Annotated in this window: 15 protein-coding genes; 5 read left to right on the top strand and 10 right to left on the bottom strand. The window is 50.0% G+C overall.

What is annotated here, in order from left to right; translation table 11 throughout:
• Positions 1-28 precede the first annotated feature (28 nt).
• Complete coding sequence (locus E4L36_RS01665) at positions 29-2,710, top strand: glycosyltransferase (RefSeq protein WP_136678719.1); 2,682 nt, start codon at positions 29-31, stop codon at positions 2,708-2,710.
• On the opposite strand, the gene E4L36_RS01670 is transcribed toward E4L36_RS01665, so the two are convergent.
• Both E4L36_RS01670 and E4L36_RS01675 read right to left on the bottom strand, forming a co-directional pair.
• Positions 2,655-3,113 carry a macro domain-containing protein gene (locus E4L36_RS01670; protein WP_136678720.1) on the bottom strand — a complete coding sequence of 153 codons (459 nt, stop codon included), beginning with the start codon at positions 3,111-3,113 and terminating at the stop codon, positions 2,655-2,657. The genes E4L36_RS01665 and E4L36_RS01670 overlap by 56 nt on opposite strands.
• Complete coding sequence (locus E4L36_RS01675; protein ID WP_136678721.1) at positions 3,110-4,051, bottom strand: LysR family transcriptional regulator; 942 nt, start codon at positions 4,049-4,051, stop codon at positions 3,110-3,112. The genes E4L36_RS01670 and E4L36_RS01675 overlap by 4 nt, the downstream gene beginning before the upstream one ends.
• A 118-nt stretch (positions 4,052-4,169) precedes the next feature.
• Between E4L36_RS01675 and E4L36_RS01680 the strand changes: the two genes are divergently transcribed.
• Positions 4,170-5,192, top strand: coding sequence for a zinc-binding alcohol dehydrogenase family protein (locus E4L36_RS01680; protein ID WP_136678724.1), 1,023 nt, complete (start codon positions 4,170-4,172; stop codon positions 5,190-5,192).
• 38 nt (positions 5,193-5,230) lie between these two features.
• On the opposite strand, the gene E4L36_RS01685 is transcribed toward E4L36_RS01680, so the two are convergent.
• The gene (locus E4L36_RS01685) at positions 5,231-5,650 is read right to left on the bottom strand and encodes a BLUF domain-containing protein (RefSeq protein ID WP_136678725.1); all 420 of its coding nucleotides are present in this window, start codon (positions 5,648-5,650) and stop codon (positions 5,231-5,233) included.
• A gap of 89 nt (positions 5,651-5,739) precedes the next feature.
• Here E4L36_RS01685 and E4L36_RS01690 point away from each other — a divergent pair, with 89 nt between their 5' ends.
• The 3 genes from E4L36_RS01690 to E4L36_RS01700 all read left to right on the top strand — a co-directional run bounded on the left by E4L36_RS01690 (position 5,740) and on the right by E4L36_RS01700 (position 9,196).
• Positions 5,740-7,587 (top strand): ATP-binding protein, encoded by a 1,848-nt coding sequence (locus E4L36_RS01690; protein WP_136678727.1) that lies wholly within the window; start codon positions 5,740-5,742, stop codon positions 7,585-7,587.
• A 103-nt stretch (positions 7,588-7,690) separates the two neighbouring features.
• Complete coding sequence (locus E4L36_RS01695) at positions 7,691-8,359, top strand: carbonic anhydrase (RefSeq protein WP_127693032.1); 669 nt, start codon at positions 7,691-7,693, stop codon at positions 8,357-8,359.
• A 108-nt stretch (positions 8,360-8,467) separates the two neighbouring features.
• Positions 8,468-9,196 (top strand): glycerophosphodiester phosphodiesterase family protein, encoded by a 729-nt coding sequence (locus tag E4L36_RS01700; protein ID WP_136678729.1) that lies wholly within the window; start codon positions 8,468-8,470, stop codon positions 9,194-9,196.
• A gap of 45 nt (positions 9,197-9,241) precedes the next feature.
• Here E4L36_RS01700 and E4L36_RS01705 read toward each other — a convergent pair whose 3' ends face one another.
• The 7 genes from E4L36_RS01705 to E4L36_RS01735 form a co-directional block, all read right to left on the bottom strand.
• Positions 9,242-9,814 carry a hypothetical protein gene (locus tag E4L36_RS01705; protein WP_136678731.1) on the bottom strand — a complete coding sequence of 191 codons (573 nt, stop codon included), beginning with the start codon at positions 9,812-9,814 and terminating at the stop codon, positions 9,242-9,244.
• Positions 9,815-9,866: 52 nt separating this feature from the next.
• Positions 9,867-10,274: a DUF1003 domain-containing protein gene (locus E4L36_RS17950; protein ID WP_136678733.1), complete on the bottom strand. Its 408-nt coding sequence runs from the start codon at positions 10,272-10,274 to the stop codon at positions 9,867-9,869.
• Positions 10,275-10,421: 147 nt separating this feature from the next.
• Entirely contained in the window at positions 10,422-10,901 is a 480-nt protein-coding gene (locus E4L36_RS01715; protein WP_136678735.1) for a GNAT family N-acetyltransferase, read from the bottom strand.
• Between the two features lie 98 nt (positions 10,902-10,999).
• Positions 11,000-11,569, bottom strand: a complete 570-nt coding sequence (locus E4L36_RS01720; RefSeq protein ID WP_136678738.1) for a biliverdin-producing heme oxygenase — start codon at positions 11,567-11,569, stop codon at positions 11,000-11,002.
• Complete coding sequence (locus E4L36_RS01725) at positions 11,566-13,011, bottom strand: GAF domain-containing protein (protein ID WP_136678740.1); 1,446 nt, start codon at positions 13,009-13,011, stop codon at positions 11,566-11,568. The genes E4L36_RS01720 and E4L36_RS01725 overlap by 4 nt, the downstream gene beginning before the upstream one ends.
• Before the next feature lie 18 nt (positions 13,012-13,029).
• Positions 13,030-17,490, bottom strand: a complete 4,461-nt coding sequence (locus E4L36_RS01730) for an EAL domain-containing protein (RefSeq protein ID WP_169051441.1) — start codon at positions 17,488-17,490, stop codon at positions 13,030-13,032.
• A gap of 196 nt (positions 17,491-17,686) precedes the next feature.
• Complete coding sequence (locus E4L36_RS01735; RefSeq protein WP_136678744.1) at positions 17,687-18,169, bottom strand: GNAT family N-acetyltransferase; 483 nt, start codon at positions 18,167-18,169, stop codon at positions 17,687-17,689.
• Positions 18,170-18,177 lie beyond the last annotated feature (8 nt).

Here is an 18,177-nt window from a genome sequence, read left to right on the forward strand (position 1 = left end):
TTGAGTAATCGCTAGGCGGAGATATTTTTTGACGGGCAACAGCACCTTCCATACAGCCATTCGTGAGGCGTATGAACAGTTTTTAGAGCACGCGAGCCACCGTTTCCCGCAACAAGACACGCTGCGCGTTGATCTCCATTGTCATGACCATAACAGCGATATCCCAGATGAGCTTTGGGGCCGACTACTGCGTTTACCAGAAACGTGGTTAAAAACCGACCAACTAGTCGCGGCGTTACAGCGCAACCACATTGACCTGATTACAGTGACCAATCACAACAATGCTCGGTCCTGCTGGGAGTTGTTGGACAAGGGGCACGATATTCTCGTAGGGGCTGAGTTCACCTGTCACTTTCCCGACTCTGCGCTCAGTATTCATGTGCTTGTTTACGGCTTCAGCCCCGAGCAGGAGGTACGGCTCAATCAGCTACGCCACAACCTGTATCAGTTTTGTGGCTATCTGCACGAGCATCAACTCCCTGCGGTATTGCCACACCCCCTGTTCTTCTATACCCATAAAAGCCGTCCATCGCTTGAGATACTTGAGAAGTTTGCGGTGCTATTCAAACGCTTTGAAGTACTGAATGGGCAGCGAGGTTATTGGCAGAACCATCTCACCGAACGCTGGGTGGCAAGCCTGACGCCTGAAAAGATCAGCGACTACAGCAAAAAGCACGGATTAAACCCCGAAGACTTCAACGTTAACCCCTATGAAAAGTCGTTAACCGGCGGCTCCGACGACCACAACGGCATCTTTGCTGGCCGCACAGGGTCTCTGCTGTATGTGCCAGACTTAGCAGCGCGACGCCAAGATACCCCATTATCCGCTCTTGCATTGGATGCACTCAGAGCAGGACACACCATGCCCTATGGTGAAGTGGGCGAAGAGGAAAAGCTCACCGTTACCTTCTTGGATTACTTCGCTCAAGTAGCCACCCATATGGATGATCCGGGGCTACTGCGGATGCTGCTGCACAAAGGCAGTTTGCAAGATAAAGTGGCTTGTTTTGCCATCAGCAACGCAATGCAGGAGCTAAAGCGCCATAAATATACGCTAACCTTTCTACTCACCTTCCACGACGCACTTCACGGCAAAAAGCCCGCGCTGCTCGCCAACCTAGGCGTGACGAAGGAGTTCAAACCGGCGCTCAAGATCATTAAGCGTATCGCCAAGACCCAGCGAAAAGAGCCGGATGAATTTTTAAATGTTATACGCAACGGTATCCCTGAGTTACACAATGTTGTGTCCGGTGTGTTGTGGCGCCGCCTGCATCAACAACTCGATCAACTGCCAGCACAGCAAATTGGTGATATGAGCACAAATGAGTTGATCCAGCGGTTTGAGCTACCCACCCATATGCGCACACTATTTGGTGGTGAGCCCGCCAAAACCAAAACCCAAATGACCCAGTTGGATCTTGGCAAGCTGTTTGATAGTTTGACTTTTCCGGCACTGGCCTCAGCGGTGATTGCTGGGGCGTCATTCGCGGCAAGCCAAGTGATCTATAGCAACCGCGAGTTTCTGAATGAGCTGGCAGGTGAGCTATGTGAGGGACAACACTCACAGCGCATTCTCTGGCTGACAGATACCTTTGTTGACAAAAACGGTGTGGCAAGTGCTTTAAATACCACATTAAAAGCAATTCAAAAGCACAACTATCCGATTGATATTCTGACCTGCCACCCGACGCTCGAGCCCCAAGCACACCTCAAAGTGATGCGCCCAGTTAGCCATTTTCAGATGCGCAGCTTAGGTGAGCAGACCTTCTATCTGCCCGATCTACTTGAGTTACAACGGGTGTTTGAGCACAACGGATATGACCGTATCATCTGCTCCACCGAGTTTCTAATGGGTGGTTTAGCGCTCTTTCTTAAACACGCATTCTCGGTACCCGCCCACTTCTACATGCACACAGATTGGCTCGAGTTTCTGAGCCAAACAACGCAGCTCGCACCAGCGGAGATCGACCGAATCCGCCGCATGTTACGCACGTTTTACCAGCAGTTTGATGGCATCTTCGCACTGAATTCCGACCACGGCGCTTGGCTATCAGGCCCAGATATGGGCATTAACTCCGATAAAATTCACCTCACCGCGCACTGGATACCCGAAGCGTTTGGCGAGACAACCCCGTTCGTTCGCGAAGGTCGCCGGCCACGGTTACTTTTTGTTGGGCGCATCAGCGAAGAGAAAGGCGTGATGGATCTGCCTTTGGTATATCATCGCGTGAAAGAGCAGACCCCCAATATCGAGCTATGGATCACCGGGAATGGGCCCGCGCTTGAGAACCTGCAAGCGATCCTCCCTGAAGCGCACTATATCTCTTGGGTCGAATACGAACGCTTACCGGAGCTTTACAAGCAGGCTGATCTTCTTTTGTTACCCTCACGCTTTGACACTTTCGGTTGTGTCGTACTAGAAGCTCTGAGCTGCGAGCTGCCGGTTATCGCTTATAACTGCAAAGGCCCGAAAGATATCATCGAGCACGAGCGTTGCGGCTATCTTGTTGAAACGCCCGAAGAGATGGCGATGCGCGCTTGCGCTTACCTAAAAGATACGCAGCTTCAAGAAGCGATGCGTACAGCGGCCAGAGCGCGCAGCGAGGCTTATCACGTCGAACGCATTATGCAGAATTTGATTGCAGCCACCGGCATTAACGATCAGGCAGCGTCACCAGCGTATGATCTTCCTGATCTAAGGCATGCGTGATAAGACGGCGGATTCGCTGCCAGTCACCGCCAGCGAGGCCTGCGCCAATTAGCGGGTAGCCGATACGTGCACCCGCAAAATCTCGCTTGATTGCTGTAAACACCTGTTCAATTGCGGTGTAGTCTGCCAGCACGCCACGCCCGCGCCAGTGGTACTGGGTGTAGGCGTTCACAACTACAACCTGATGAGTGCCACACTGGACCTGCGCACTACTGTAAGTGCCAAGCTTTGCCCGTTGACCCTCTGCTGTTGCAAGGTCTGCTTGGTGCGCCTCAGGAAACGCCTGCTTTATCGCCGCAGCAATCCCCGCTCCCATTGCACAAAAACAGTTACAGCCGTGTACGATAACGTCAAATTCACCCTGCTTAGCGAGTTCGATTAAATCTCCGGTGATCTCTTTCACAAACACTCCAAGTCGCGATGGGCTGCCACGTTGTGACCCTCAATATACTGGGAGAATCGCTCCCGGAGCAGGTCCCTGATAATAATCACCGCTGGAGTCACTTGTGCGCGCGTTGGACAGATCAAATAGAGCTCAACAGGGGCCGAGCGGTAAGCCGGTAACAGCGGTACTAGCCGCCCAGCAACTAGATCATCGTGAATATCGATACGCGACTTATACGCGACCCCTTCCCCGTTTAGAGCCCACAGCCGCACGGCGTCTGCATCATTAGTTTTGCGATTACCAGAAACGCGCATGGTGGTATGTTTACCCGAGTTATCGCGTCGATAAAACTCCCAAAGGTCATTGAACCGATTGCTTAGCTGGTAACGCAGGCAGTTGTGCGAGCTCAGTGCTTCAGGTGTATCAGGTTCACCAAAGCGCGCTAAATAGCTTGGCGATGCGCACAAAACCCGCTCGGTGGTTGCTAGATGGAACGCTATTTTACTTGAGTCTTCTGGGGTGCCATAACGAATGGCCAGATCAACACGGTCAAGGTAAAAGTCCGCCAATGAATCACCTAGCAGCAATGTGATCGTTAAGTCTGGGTGCGCAGCCATGATCTCATCAATCCACGGCAACAGCAGGTTACGTCCCAAATCGGACGGCGCTGAGATGCGTAGCTCTCCAGCCGCTTTGCCCTTGAGTGCATGCATCGCGGCATACCCCGCATCCAGCGAATGCAGCGCCTCACGGCAATGCGCTAGAAACTGCTCTCCCTCTTGGGTCAGTCGTATCTGGCGTGTTGAGCGGATAAACAGTGCTACGTTGAGCTGCTCTTCAAGCCGTTTGATCGCTGCACTGGCGGCAGCAGGCGTTAGCCCAAGACGGTCACCGGCTCGTGAGATACTCCCACTGTCCGCCGTTTGGATAAACAGTTGCAGATCTTCTGTTTTCATTATCAAATATTTTTTGAATATGTTTATCTTATTACCCTGTTTATAGCACAGCTAAGACGCTTAATAATAGCCGCTATCGCAGGCGTATCGCCCTGCCGCATAACTCAACGAGGTTATTATGAAAGCAATTGGTTACACCACAGCCCTTGAAATATCCGACCCAAACGCCCTGCTTGATATCGAACTAGACACTCCGGAGGCCACCGGAAAAGACCTACTCGTGCGAGTTGCCGCTATTTCAGTCAACCCCGTGGATACTAAGATTCGCGGTAACGTGGCACCGGAAGGCGACACACCTAAAGTGATTGGTTGGGACGCTGTTGGTGAAGTGGTTGCAGTGGGTGAGCAGGTTGAGAACTTCCAAGCCGGTGATCGTGTTTGGTACGCGGGTGATCTCACTCGCCAAGGCTCCAATGCTGAATACCAATTGGTTGATGAGCGTATCGCTGCCCTTGCACCGGCAACTTTAAGCGATGCAGAAGCCGCAGCGATTCCGCTAACCGCTATTACCGCCTGGGAGCTGCTGTTCGATCGTTTAGGCTTTACCCCAAACCAAGATGCGTCATCACGCACTGCCAATGTGCTGGTGATTGGAGCCGCCGGCGGTGTTGGATCTATCTTGGTGCAGTTAGCCAAACAGCTCACCCATGCAACGGTTATAGGCACGGCATCACGTGATGAGTCGGCTGCATGGGTTAAAGCGCGTGGCGCTGATCATGTCATAAACCACCGCCAGCCACTTGCACCGCAACTGGCGACACTTGGCATTGATGCTGTTAGCCACGTGATTAGTCTGACGCACACATCCGACTACTTCGATCAAATCGTCGAGGTACTAAAACCTCAGGGTCAGCTTGCGCTTATTGATGAAGTGGGCAGCGAGGTCGACATTATGAAGCTCAAGATGAAGTCGATCTCATTGCATTGGGAGTTTATGTTTACCCGCGCGATGTTCACCACAGACGATATGAACGAGCAACACCATTTGTTGCATCAGGTCGCGCAGTTAGTCGATAAAGGGGCGTTAAAGACCACACTTGGAACACACTTTGGCAAGATCAACGCTGAGAACCTGAAAAAAGCTCACAGCGCGATTGAGAGCGGCCAGACCATGGGTAAAATAGTGCTGGAAGGCTTTTAAAGCGGCGGCCGGTAGAGCAAAACGCTTTACCGGTCACTTTACACTTCTGTTTGAAAGGCAGCCATCGCTGTTAAAAACTCGACGGCTTGCTCTGCGCTCATGGCAGCTGGTTCAAATTCACGCTGGCCATTTTCCTTGAGTAACCTGTAAAACGCATCGGACCCGGCAGAATAGCCCATTTTCCACTGCTCAAAGGTCGGCTTTTCAACCTCTGCATAACTAATGATGATGATCTCATCATGGCGCGCATCGTCGGCAATATCCAAGTAAAGCTCATTCACAACAGCGCGCTCACCCTCTAACGCCTGTAGAAAGTAACGATTGTCATAGCACAGCATCCCACACACATCGACATCACCGTTGTTGTCGCGCGCGGTTTGCAGGATGTCACGCAGATCCGAAAGGCTCATATCGCGTGTTGCCTTGCTGTAATAAACCAACCGAACGGCCCTCGCCATAAACACCTCCTCCAATCACATGCCATCAATAACTGCTAATAAAGAAAAGTTAGCTATAGTTTAGTGAAAGCACAAGGAGAGGTAAGCGAATGTCTGACATGCCCGCGTCTACATCACCACTGCTGATAGTGTCTTTAGATCAAGCACCGCTTGCTTCACTGTTGTCCAGCCTCAATCATGCCACGGTATCTGCAGGTGCACCGCGGGCGATCAAAAAAGCTCTACGTAACGAGTCCACCGGCGTGATCGTGTTTCTGGTTACAGACCCCCAGAGTGCAGAGCTGGCCGAGCAAGGGTTTGATTACATCCGCCATGGTCTAGCCGACAAGGACAGGCTATTGGTGGCGGCACACAGCTCAGACTACGAGCCGAATGCCTTGCACTGGATCGAAGCGTTCGATATAAACCACTTTCTTTGCTTGGAGCCAGCGCGCGAAGAGGTCAATTGCCATATCATTCAACGGTGTGTAAAAACGTGGTCACGGACGGTCCAGCTGCGCGCTCAATATCGTGCTGAGAGCGACCTACTGATGAGCGTAACTCGTCTGTCGCGCTCAGAGGAGCGGCTGCCAGATTTACTCGCATCGTTTTGTGATTCGCTGGCGCAGATCAGCTGTGCAGCGGCCCACTGCCGCATCAGTATCGACCGAGACGGCTCAGCAACGCTTAAGCACCACTGGCCGCAACAGGAGCAACATAACGCGAGTTTTACCAAAGCCCTGCAACTACCTAGCTTACCCAGCTATTTGCAGCGCGCACTAACCGAATGTAAGCCACAGATAGACCTACTACCTGAGCAGTCGATGTTCAGCGCGCTTGCCGATCAACTAGAACGCCCCTTGAGCAGTTACCTCGTCTTTCCCTTGGTGGTCTATGATCGGGTTATTGAGCTTATGGTGTTCTTAATCCCCGAAGATGCGATGGATTCGGTCTCTATCCGGCAGATTGATGTGATCACAAAAGCCTCTGAGCAACTCACCATGTTACTGGAGCGACGCGAAGCTGAGCGCAGGCTAAAGCAGCAGTATATCCGCCTCAAAAACACACTGGTTGAGCTGAAGCAAACACAAACACAACTCGCTCATTCAGAAAAGATGGCCACCGTTGGTCAGCTCGCGGCCGGCATTGCGCACGAGATCAATAACCCCCTCGCGTTTGTTCTCTCAAATTTTGGTTCAATGAACGAGTACCTTGATAGCATCTTTACGATGCAGTCACTGCATGAGCAGTTTCTGGCAGCCATCGACCATGGAAACCAGTCACTCAGCGCTGAGCTGAAGACGCAGATTAGTGCCTCGCGCGGCGAAATGGATATGGAGTTCGTTTGTGATGATATCCGCGATATTGTGGCGGAATCACGCGATGGGCTAAACCGTGTCAAAGAGATCATTGCCGACCTGCAATCCTTCGCACGCGGTAACGACGCAACGCCCGTTCCATTAGATCTAGCTACTTCGATTAATCAAACGCTCAAGCTGCTGAAGCCGTTTATCGACGAGCAAGTGACCATTCAAGTCGACCTCGCCGAGGCACCTGATCTCAAGTGCCATGCAGGTTTCGTACAGCAGATCCTTACCAACTTAATCAAAAATGCGTTACAAGCGTTGCAAGGGATCTCACATCCAGACCCCAACATCACCATTAGTTCCCGCATCAACGGCGAAACACTCTTCATTTCGGTGCGCGATAACGGACCGGGTATCGCGCCCGATGCACAAAAGAAGGTGTTTGATCCTTTTTACACGACCAAGCAAGTTGGCAAAGGCACAGGGCTTGGACTATCAGTGACGTACAACTTAGCGCGTAAATTAGGCGGCGATATAGCACTGCGCTCAAACCCTAATGAGTTTTGTGAGTTTACGCTGTCACTGCCCTACCCTGAGCAACAACCGCAAGGAGCACCTGCTAGCAAAGAGACGACACCGCTCACTGACTAAATAGGTAGATATACCTAACTTAACAAGGCAAGTTGTTGCGACCTACTATATACTTGGCCCCCAACTTAAACTTGCTTTACTGATGTTGTGTTGGATGTCCTGAATGAAGAAGATTGTCAAAGGTGTACTTGAGTTTCGCCAAAACGTTTACCCAAAGAATAAAGACCTTTTCGGTACGCTTGCCGATGGGCAAAGCCCAGATACACTGTTCATCACCTGCTCGGACTCACGTATCGATCCAAACCTAGTCACCGGTACAGAGCCGGGCGATCTTTTCATCTGCCGTAATGCCGGTAATATCATCCCGCCTCATTCTAACGAAACAGGTGGCATGACCGCTTCTATTGAGTACGCGGTTGCTGTTCTGGGCATTAAACATATTATTATCTGCGGACATACTGACTGCGGCGCAATTAAAGGCGCACTTGATATGTCTGCGGTCGAGGGGCTTCCCCACGTCAAAGAGTGGCTAAGCCATACTCGCTCTGCAATGGAGATCGTCCGTGAGCGCCATGATATTGCCTCTGGCCAATCTATCGGCCACGAGCACCTGAATGAAGCGATCGAAGAAAATGTTCTGCAGCAGGTGCAGCATATCCGCACTCACCCAATTGTTGCGGCAAAACTAGCGACTAATAAAGTTGAGATACACGGCTGGATCTACAACATTAAGAACGGTCAGGTTCGCTGTTGCCGCCAGGATGGCACAGAGTTCCAAGATTTCGAGACGCTTTATTCGTCACTTATTGAAGAGATCAATAACGAAGCCTAGTCCACCGATTAGTACACTACCTTGAATGCTGGATTGTCGTTTACACCACAAGCTAGCATTCAAGCACAACGGGGTTTATCTCTAGTAACAGGTCAGGAGCAAAGGGCTGTGATCACTCCAGCGAGCATAATGGGCCACCGCGGCGTACCCAGTTTAGCGCCTGAAAATACCCTTTCAGGCTTTCGTAAGTTACACGAGCTAGGCGTAACGTGGGTTGAACTCGACGTCACGTTGCTGGGCGATCATACGCCTATCGTCCATCACGATGATAGCTTTGATCGTTGCTGCAATATATCTGGGGCCCTGCACGATTTTGGCCGAGATGACTTAAAACAGATTAACGCCGCTGCGCGCTTTCCAGAGCTGCCACCTGAGTCACCACCCACACTTGCAGAGGTTGCCTTGTTACTGAAACAACAAGGTACTGGCTTGAACTTAGAGATGAAGCGCCACGGCTTTTCAGCTCGCGACATGGCGGTTACTGCTATTGATGAGCTACAAAAAGCAGCCTTTCCATCTGAGCAATTAATTCTATCGAGCTTCGATTTCGAAACACTGGCTGAGTGCAAGCAATATGCACCACAGTTATCACGAGGGCTGATATTTGATACCTTGCCAAGCGACTGGCAGATTCTGGCAAAAGAGATCGGCGCTTTCAGTATCCACTGCGACTGGCAAAGCCTGAATTACCGCCAAGTGCAGGCCGTTAAAGACGCAGGTTATCAATTGTATTGTTGGACCGCTAACAACCCTGCCGCCGTTACTAGTTTATGGCAATGGGGTATTGATGGCGTCATGTCCGATCGGCCACAAGACTTTTTACCACCAACGCGATAGCGGCTCTTTACCCGGAGCTTCCAACGCCCTGCTATCTTCGTATATTTAAAGCGCGCGCGCTGACTCCCAGAACCTGCTAGGTTCTACAGTTTTATACCAACGCTCGAACTGAATTTGGTAGTTTTTCGAGGCCGCCATACTAACGTCACCGCCACCGGTCTGCGTTAGCCGATATGCCAAGCCCTCAGTAAACCAAAGCGGTACCGCGCTATCGTGCCACTCACCCAGCCGAGAGTTCACGCTGTAGTGAACCATCATATGAACCAACTCTTTAGCCTGCCACCCTTTGGGGCCCACTAGAATTGCGATCGAACCCACCGTTCGGGCGTTATCATCGTCGTTGAAGCCAAAGCGCTTTACACAGGCGGAGGTCTCACAAAAAATCACTTTGGGTGGCGTATCGAACTTGGCAATGCTCTCTTGCAGTATATCGGCGGCCTTTGCATAAAGCCGCGCCGCAACTTTGATCGACGCCGGATTTTCGGCACAAATGTAGTGGTTGAAACAAACGACATCGTTAAACGATGGCGCCAATAGCCTAATCGGCTTATAAAAATACCACGCGCCTGCGGCCATCGCAGTCAGCAGTGATAAACTCCAAATATAAGCTCTAAACACGGTCTAGCCTATGCATCGACAATAAAATGTTTAGAGCATACCTAAGCTTTCTTTAACCGTTGCTGATCTCTTTTAGCAAAACATCAACTTTTTCATGCAGGCGCATCAACTCAAGCTCTAGCTTTAAGTTGATTTCGTAAGTCGCCTTTTGCTCCAAACGATCCTTCGCTGTTTGGCGGTTCTGCGACATCATAATGATCGGCGCTTGAAACGCAGCAAGGCTCGATAAACCGAGGTTTAGCAGTATAAAGGGGTAAGGATCGAACGCCGTGTCACCAATCAGCCAAACGGTATTAACGACCATCCACCCAATAATGAAACTAAAGAACAGAGCGATAAATGACCACGATCCTCCGAAAGCTGCGATCTTATCGGCAAGTACTTGCCCAAAGGTTAAGCTCTCGGAGAACGTTTGATTTACGTTTTCAGAAACCGCACGGCTCTCAGCGATACTTTCGATGACCTTTTGTTCGCCCTATGAAAGCTCACCATAGGGCTGATTTAAGAGCGCACATGCTAGGTTTTCAAAGTACTTTTTCTTAACCTAACGTGATCTATCCCTGCAACTCATAAGTGATTACATGGATTGAATCAGCATAAATCTGCGTTATTGGGCGAGCTGTTGCAGCGCCTCCCCTTCGAGGCGATAACCTATCCACTCATTTTGAGCGACCGCTCCTAAGTGCTCATAGAATTTGATGGCAGGTTCATTCCAATCTAAAACGCTCCACTCGAAGCGCCCGCAACCTTTGCTCACAGCGATGCGTGCTAGGTGTTTTAACAACGCTTGGCCTGCACCGACGCCACGAGAACTAGGTGAAACATAGAGATCTTCAAGGTAGATTCCATGTTTACCTAGCCATGTCGAGTAATTAAAAAAATAGACGGCAAACCCAATCGCAACACCATCCTGCTCACAGATTAACGCATGAGTCGAGCTCTCATCGCTAAATAGCGACGCTTCGATATCTGCCACGCTCGCAATAACCTCGTGCTCCGCCTTCTCGTAAATGGCTAAGTCCCGAATAAAACCATAAATCGTGGCTGCATCAGCTTTCGTTGCCGTACGAATTTCAAGTTCTGACACGCATTTGCTCCTTAACGCAAATAGCCATCCACGTGTTTGCACCTATACGCTCGTCTTGACGAGCTAAGAATCCAATCAAGTGAACGGCGATAACAGTATTAGATGCGGCTATAGTGTTTCGCCGAATCAATAAAAAGATCGAATGTTTGGCAGGCTGCCAAACAGACGTGGTGACTAAAGTCACCATCCGTTGCATGGCGCTCTAGAAGGCCCCAAAAAGGGTCGAGTGAATCCAGTTGATGGCCTGCTGAAAAGAACGAGGTCGGTAACTGCGGGGCTTGCGCAAGCAGTTGACGCTCGATATGAACACTTCCCCGCTTTCCCCCCTCTAACACATACAAGACACCCAACAGTGCAGGCAAACTATCCGACACTGCAGCAGTTTGAGTACACTCTGGCGCATAGCCCAATGCGGTTAGGTCAGATAGTAACGCATCTGCGCGGGGGGCAAAGTCGTAGTCAACATCATAGGCCTGTATGCTTTTAAGGATCTCAGTTTCCAAGGCTACATGAGGGCTATACAGCGCCAGTAACGCCGATGCATAACGATCACGTGTTATGTCGCCTTGCCCCCGAAGAATATGAAAACAGCGCTGAGAATCCAGCTCACGATGACGTGGCGCTACCATTTTGCGCAGCGTCTGGCGCACATCAAGGTCGCAGGTCACGACAGGCTCCTTAAAAAGTGGCTCGCCTCGAATAGTCTCCGATAATGATGTAACCGCAATGCTACCAGTGAAGACCAAGGGCGGCAGTGACCCACACGCTTTTCTACCCAGCGCGCGAAAGAAGATCGGGGCGATGTAGGACTCTCTGCTGATGTCGACTCCCTTGGCTTATTTGGGTTGCCGCCCCAACTCACATCGTGAATAAACTCCTGACGACAGAAATAAACGCGCAATTGACGCACCTGGCCGATAGTCAACTTGAAGGCGCAAAACCCAGCCACTTCCGATAGTAAAGGCTCATCTGATAGGCGGTTGAACGAGTCCGTTACAAAAACACTCTCCTCTTGTTCAACAAACCACCCATCGACTAGGTGCAACACGTCGCTGTCAAACACAATACCATTGCTGTAAACCATATCATCGATACAGATAAGTACGCCGTCTGCATCAAATTGCTGTATCAGGATGCTAATAATCTCTGCCCACAGACCCTCGTTCGAAGATGGCTGGCCCAGTAAGCTCTTCAGAGAAGCAGAGCTCAGATTCAACGTATCAAGAAAGGCAAACCGCTCTTGCGACTCCCACCCGCGCTCACGCAATGAGAACATGCCTACCACATCTGATATGTGATTCAGCAGTTCCAACGGTAACGCGCGTGGCGTCATCGAGTGACAAGACAGCAGAGCCGTTAAACTATTTTGGTTCAAGATCGAAAATGATACCGACGACTCAACACCCATATTGCTCATATACTGAAGATGATATGGTGAAACACTCCGCAAACAGCTCAGAGTAAGGTCAAGCTGACCATCGCCATTAATCGGCACGGCGTCTGACGTTGCATCAGCAATCTGGCGCCATGGTGTTTGTTCGTAGATGCGTCTGGCCACTTTAGGAATATCGCTGGCCGGAAAGTGCAAATCCAAATATGAGCCTTCAGCATCAGAGCTGACATACTCGTCAACGACCCGCCCGTCACCACCATCAAGAAACTGGTAGTACATCACACGTTGATGCCCACTCACCTGTGCTATCCACTCCAGTAATTGGCGCCGATAAAAAAAGCGCTCATCCTCATCACGAATCACCGGAAACTCGGGTGCCGCAGTCGTCACCTTGTGGCTAGCCGCTTTTACAAACTCAAGCAGTACGCCCGTCGGTTGCGGTGTGACCCAAACCGAAAACTCATCGTTGATGCCAGAAAAGCCAAAAACATGGGATTGACGAGCACTACGGTAGTTACGCAGCAATGCGTCAATGGGGACACATATTTGCTCGCCAACCTTAGGTACCTGAGCAGTAATCGCTAAAGCGGCAAAGTTGTCGCTGACATGGCGTACATAATTGTCGTCATCAACCATCAGCAGTGCACCAAACGTCTGTATGTGACCGCTTAAGTGCAACTGCTCTTGTTCACATGATTCGATAAAACGGTCAGTCATCCGTGACTCCTTAGTTTGTTAATTTCGTAACACGAGGAGCTTTTCAAAGTCATGATTTTCCAGCGGTTTCGCTAATAAGTAGCCCTGTAAGTAATCACAGCCCTTCTCCTTGAGCCATGCCTGCTGTACTGCATTTTCAACACCTTCAGCAACCACACTAAGCCCTAAGGCTTGCGCAATCGACAAAATAGCTTGGCAGATCGCTTCATCATCTTCATCACTACCTAGTCCGTCGACAAAGCTTTTATCTATCTTAATCTCACTTAGCGGCAGCTGTTTCAAATAACTGAGCGAAGAGTAACCGGTACCGAAATCATCAATCGAAATTTCGAATCCGCACTCTGTTAGACGATTTAAATTATCGAACGTTGTGCTGGAGCTATCCATCAACGAGCTCTCCGTTAGCTCGAGCTTAAATAGCTCATAGGGCACCATATACTGATCGATCATACTGGTCAGCTCATTCGCATACCCCTCCATCTTCAAACACTGAGCAGAGACGTTGAATGAAACTTTGGGCACGTGTACGCCGGTATTTAGCCAACGCGCTATCTGTTCAGCCAGCATCTCCAAGGCGACATTGCTAAGTTCAATGATGGCAGAGCCCCGCTCTGCAATAGGCACAAATTCAGCGGGTGAAATATCACCCACGCTAGGATCATGCCAGCGGAGCAATGCTTCGGCGCCGACGATCTTGCCCTCATCGAGTGCTGAAAACTTAGGTTGGTATACCAGACGAAACTGGCGATAACGGATCGCCTCTTTTAAAGAGCTTTCTAGCGTGGATTGGCGCAGCAGCACATCACGCATCTCTGAGTGGAAGAAGCAGTAACGGTTACGCCCTGTCTCTTTCGCTTTGTACATTGCGGTGTCAGCGGATTTGAGTAATCCATTAGAGTCCGTTGCATCACTTGGAAACAGCGAGATACCGATACTCGTGGACGTAAACACCCGCCGGTTCCCTAGCTGTATTGGGTTATCAAGTGCAGCGATAATGCGTTCGGCAACATCTTGTGCATCCGCTGGCTCACAGTCGCCTAAAATCACAGTAAACTCGTCACCACCAAGGCGCGAAACGGTATCCACATCACGCACCGTAGAGAGCAGCAGCTTGGAGACTTCCACCAATAACTCATCGCCGGTGTCATGACCTAGCGTGTCATTGATACTCTTGAAATTATCCAGATCCAGATAAAGCACGGCCAAAATACTGTCAGCACGCTTACTACGTGCTATCGCGTTTTCCAACCGATCAGAGAAGAGGTTTCGGTTCGGCAACCCTGTGAGTGCATCGTGTGTTGCCAAAAACTCAACTTTGCGCTGTGAATCTTTTAAGTTGGAGATATCGGAGAAAACAGCAATAAAGTAATCGGTATCATCAACTTCATTAAGAATGCGGTTAATCGTCAGCCACTCTGGATAAATATCGCCATTTTTACGCTTATTCCAGATCTCTCCCTGCCAGTGGCCCTTTTCATTAATCGCCTGCCAGAGTGTTAAGAAAAAGTCCTTACTATGACGGCCAGAGTTGAGCAGACCGCCGATCTTCTTGCCGCTGGCCTCCTCTTCGGTATAACCGGTAATATCGGTGAACGCTTCGTTGACGGATAAGATATGGGCATTCTTATCCGTTACAACGATCGCTTCGCCCGCTTGCTGATAGACCTTAGCCGCGATTTTGAGCTTCTCTTCGGCTTTTTTGCGTGCCGTCACATCCTCTGATTCAACGATGATAATACTTGGCTGTCCCGCATGGTCACGCAGCATAATGTGTCGGGTGCTGTAATGACGCATCTCCTCACCCACCAACAAGCTAAGCTCCGACTCCACCCGGCCTAATGTGCGAATTGCACGCAAATCTGAGGCCCAAAGCTGCGCTGCGAACTCATCAGGGAAAAGATCAAAGTCACTTTTCATATGGTAATCGCTATCGGCAAGACCATAGCCAGCAACAAAGGCGTCATTAACATAGACATAGCGCCCGCGCAGATCTTTCATCGCGATCAATACGGTTGTGTTATCCATCACCGTTTGCAAGCGCGCTTCGGTCTCATCCAACTCGTTACGCGTGGTATGAATATCCGTAACATCGATAAGATTCAGCACGACAAACTTAGTGCTACCTTGATCGTCTAAACCCGGATTGACGACGATCTGGTAAAAGCGCTCGTTATTCTCAACCAACTGCTCCTGTTTCTCACACTGGTTTAGTGCCAGCGCCAGCAAACCCGCCACATCGCTTAAGTAGGTAGGGAAGTGGATACGCTCCAAGCTCGTATTGAGCGCATTCGGGCGCAGATTAAACGCAAAGGTTGCCGATGAGTTAAAGCGGATGAGGTGTAGCGATTCATCAAACACCAAGACTGGGAAGTCGAGGGAGTCATAAAGATGGATATACTCAGAATTGAGCGTAGATAACTGCTGAGTTTTCGTACTGAGCTCTTCGTTGACGCTCACCAACTCCTCGTTGGTAGCTTGTAGCTCTTCGTTTGCCGCTTCCAACTCTTCATTAGTGGCTTGCAGCTCTTCATTTGAGGCTTGTGCTTCTTCGTTCAGCGACTGCATCTCTTCATTGGCGGTGGCAAGTTCCTCAATCAACGATTGCAACTGCTCTTGAGTGACCTGAAGCTCGTCGGTGTAATACTGCGATACATATGCGTCCGACTTAGCTACAGTGACCTGCTCTTGCGGCATAATAAGCAATAGAACCCGATTCTCACCGCTCACTTTGGTATAACTCAGCAGTACTTGCCAAGTTTTGTCAGCAAGGATCATTGGCCGACTCTTTTGTGGCTCACCGCCCTTCTTGAGGAGATGAAACATCGACATGACTTCGCTTTTGAAAACCGGCGTAATCACATCGATCAAAACTGTATCAGATGATCCGACAGGGAACTTGAAGAAGAGCTCAACCTTACCGGATGTCTGTAGTACTTTACCCTCAACAGTGCAGAGGGCTGCCGTTGCTGCCAGCGCATCGGTAACCGCATTGACCAGCAGCTGTGGGGACTCCCGGCGCTGTACATTGACATTGCCAAACCGAGATTTCAGCGACGCGTTAAGCGCCGGCCGACCCGCGCCCATTTTTTGAAAAATACGTTCGCGTCGGTCAACGTAACTAAAGAGGGACTCGGCTTGAGCGATACTCTCTGAGCGTCCAAGAAACAGCACACCTTCATCGTTCAGAGCGAAATTAAACCGCTGCAGCACACGGGATTGGGTTTTATTGTCTAGGTATATCAATACGTTGCGGCATGTTGCCAGATTTAATCTCAGGAATGGCGGATCAGAGATTAAGTTATGCCGCGCAAAAACAATAACATCTCGTAGCGCTTTGCTGGCCTCGTACTGGCCATCAGAACGACGCACAAAGTAGCGCCCAATAAACTCTTGCGATACAGATTTAAGGCCAGTTTCGCTGTATACGCCCTGCCGCGCGGTGAGTAGCGCATGATCATCAATGTCCGTTGCAAAAACCTGCACCTGACAGGTTTTTTCGTGATGGCGCAACTCCTCAAGTATCAAAATCGCGATACTGTAGGCTTCTTCACCTGTCGCACAGCCCGCAACCCAAACACGGTACTCATCATCAGCAGTGAGCGCTGCAATTTGATCACTGATCAGTTTCCTGAGTGATAAAAAGGCCTCTTGATCGCGAAAAAATGCAGTGACGGAAATGAGAATGTCCTTGGCCAAGAGTTCAACCTCTTGGGTGGAACTTTTCAAAAGCGCCAAATAGGCGTCCATCTCTTCGCAGTTGGTCGACGACATCCGCCGGCATACGCGACGCGATAGCGTACCTAGCTTGTATCCGGAGAAGTCAACTTGGCCCTTATCCTGCAAAAGTAAAACGATCTCTTCTAAAATCGAAACAGGCAGATCAGGATCTTGATCCTGCTCTGACGACAAGGCCGTTAGCTTGTGTGCGATCTCTTTGGGCGACAGGCTGTAGTCAGATACGCCTGCATCAAGTGCCGACCGCGGCATTCCATCATACTTGGCCGACTCTAGTGTTTGCGTAATGGTAATACCGCCGCGCGTTTGTATCGCTTGCAGCCCGTCGGTGCCGTCAGTTCCTGTACCTGATAAGATAACGCCAATGGCATCTTGACCGTAAAACTGTGCCAATGAAGAAAAGAAGGCATTAATGGAAGGTTTAGGGGCTATCTCAGGCGGCGCGTCTGATAGCACCATGTAGTCATGTTCTACATGCGCATTTTTGCCAGCTGGAACAACATAAACACAACCCGCTTCTGGGCGGGTCTGACTTTTCAGAGGCAGTACATCAAGATCAGTGGCTCGATCTAGCAGCTCTGGCATCATACTGCGATGATCAGGAGACAGATGCTGCAACACAACAATCGCATAACTGGTGTCGGGTGCGATGTATGAGAGCAGCTCAGAAACCGCTTCTAGGCCACCAGCAGAGGCCCCAATAGCGATAATGGGCACGCGGGATACCGATAACTGACCTTCCATGTTCATCTACCCAAAGAAAAAAAATAAGATCTTAACCATTTAGCACTGACTTCACTATAGCCTAATCTCGTAAAGCTGATAGGCATCAATGCTTTATGCATCTCTTGTTGCTAAATAACACCTTATCGGCATCAAAGCGCCGACATTATTTAACGTTAGTCGAACCATAACGATATCGATAGTTTTTTCTGTAAATTCAATCAGTTCCTAGTGAATAAAGATCATTTGTGACATTCGCTACAGTAATCGGTCGCAGCACCTTAAAGCCCAACCGTATCAACACAGCAGCCGATTTAGTATTGGAAGGCCGACAGATTGCCAAAATTTCGCTTTCGTTAGCGCTATCAATGACGCACTTTGCCGCCTCAAAGGCATACCCACACCCCCAAGCATCAGGCAGAAGCGCATAGCCTAAATCAGGCCTTGGCAGCTCATCTCTTTGAATGAGGCCACACACCCCTATCGCTCTCGAATCCGCTTTAGTCTCTACGACAAAAAGACCAAGACCCGCAACCTTTGCAAACGGGCCATCGCATAGGTATTGCTTAGCTGCATCGAGGGAGCGAATATTTTTATCAGCGATATGCTCTTTAAAACTCGGCTCGTTATAGAGCTGGTAAATAAATGGCGCGTCCTCGGCTGTTGCTGTTCTGAGTATTAAGCGGGAGGATGCCAACATAGATGCCT

The sequence above is a fragment of the Neptunomonas sp. XY-337 genome, from assembly GCF_004959845.1.
Classification (GTDB): domain Bacteria; phylum Pseudomonadota; class Gammaproteobacteria; order Pseudomonadales; family Balneatricaceae; genus Neptunomonas; species Neptunomonas marina.

Bases quoted from the DNA above. Each gene is read 5' to 3' on its own strand.
- E4L36_RS01675 (WP_136678721.1), bottom strand. From the start codon at position 4,051: ATGAAAACAGAAGATCTGCAACTGTTTATCCAAACGGCGGACAGTGGG.
- E4L36_RS01735 (WP_136678744.1), bottom strand. From the start codon at position 18,169: ATGTTGGCATCCTCCCGCTTAATACTCAGAACAGCAACAGCCGAGGAC.
- E4L36_RS01695 (WP_127693032.1), top strand. From the start codon at position 7,691: ATGAAGAAGATTGTCAAAGGTGTACTTGAGTTTCGCCAAAACGTTTAC.
- E4L36_RS01680 (WP_136678724.1), top strand. From the start codon at position 4,170: ATGAAAGCAATTGGTTACACCACAGCCCTTGAAATATCCGACCCAAAC.
- E4L36_RS01730 (WP_169051441.1), bottom strand. From the start codon at position 17,490: ATGGAAGGTCAGTTATCGGTATCCCGCGTGCCCATTATCGCTATTGGG.
- E4L36_RS01685 (WP_136678725.1), bottom strand. From the start codon at position 5,650: ATGGCGAGGGCCGTTCGGTTGGTTTATTACAGCAAGGCAACACGCGAT.
- E4L36_RS01690 (WP_136678727.1), top strand. From the start codon at position 5,740: ATGTCTGACATGCCCGCGTCTACATCACCACTGCTGATAGTGTCTTTA.
- E4L36_RS01725 (WP_136678740.1), bottom strand. From the start codon at position 13,011: ATGACTGACCGTTTTATCGAATCATGTGAACAAGAGCAGTTGCACTTA.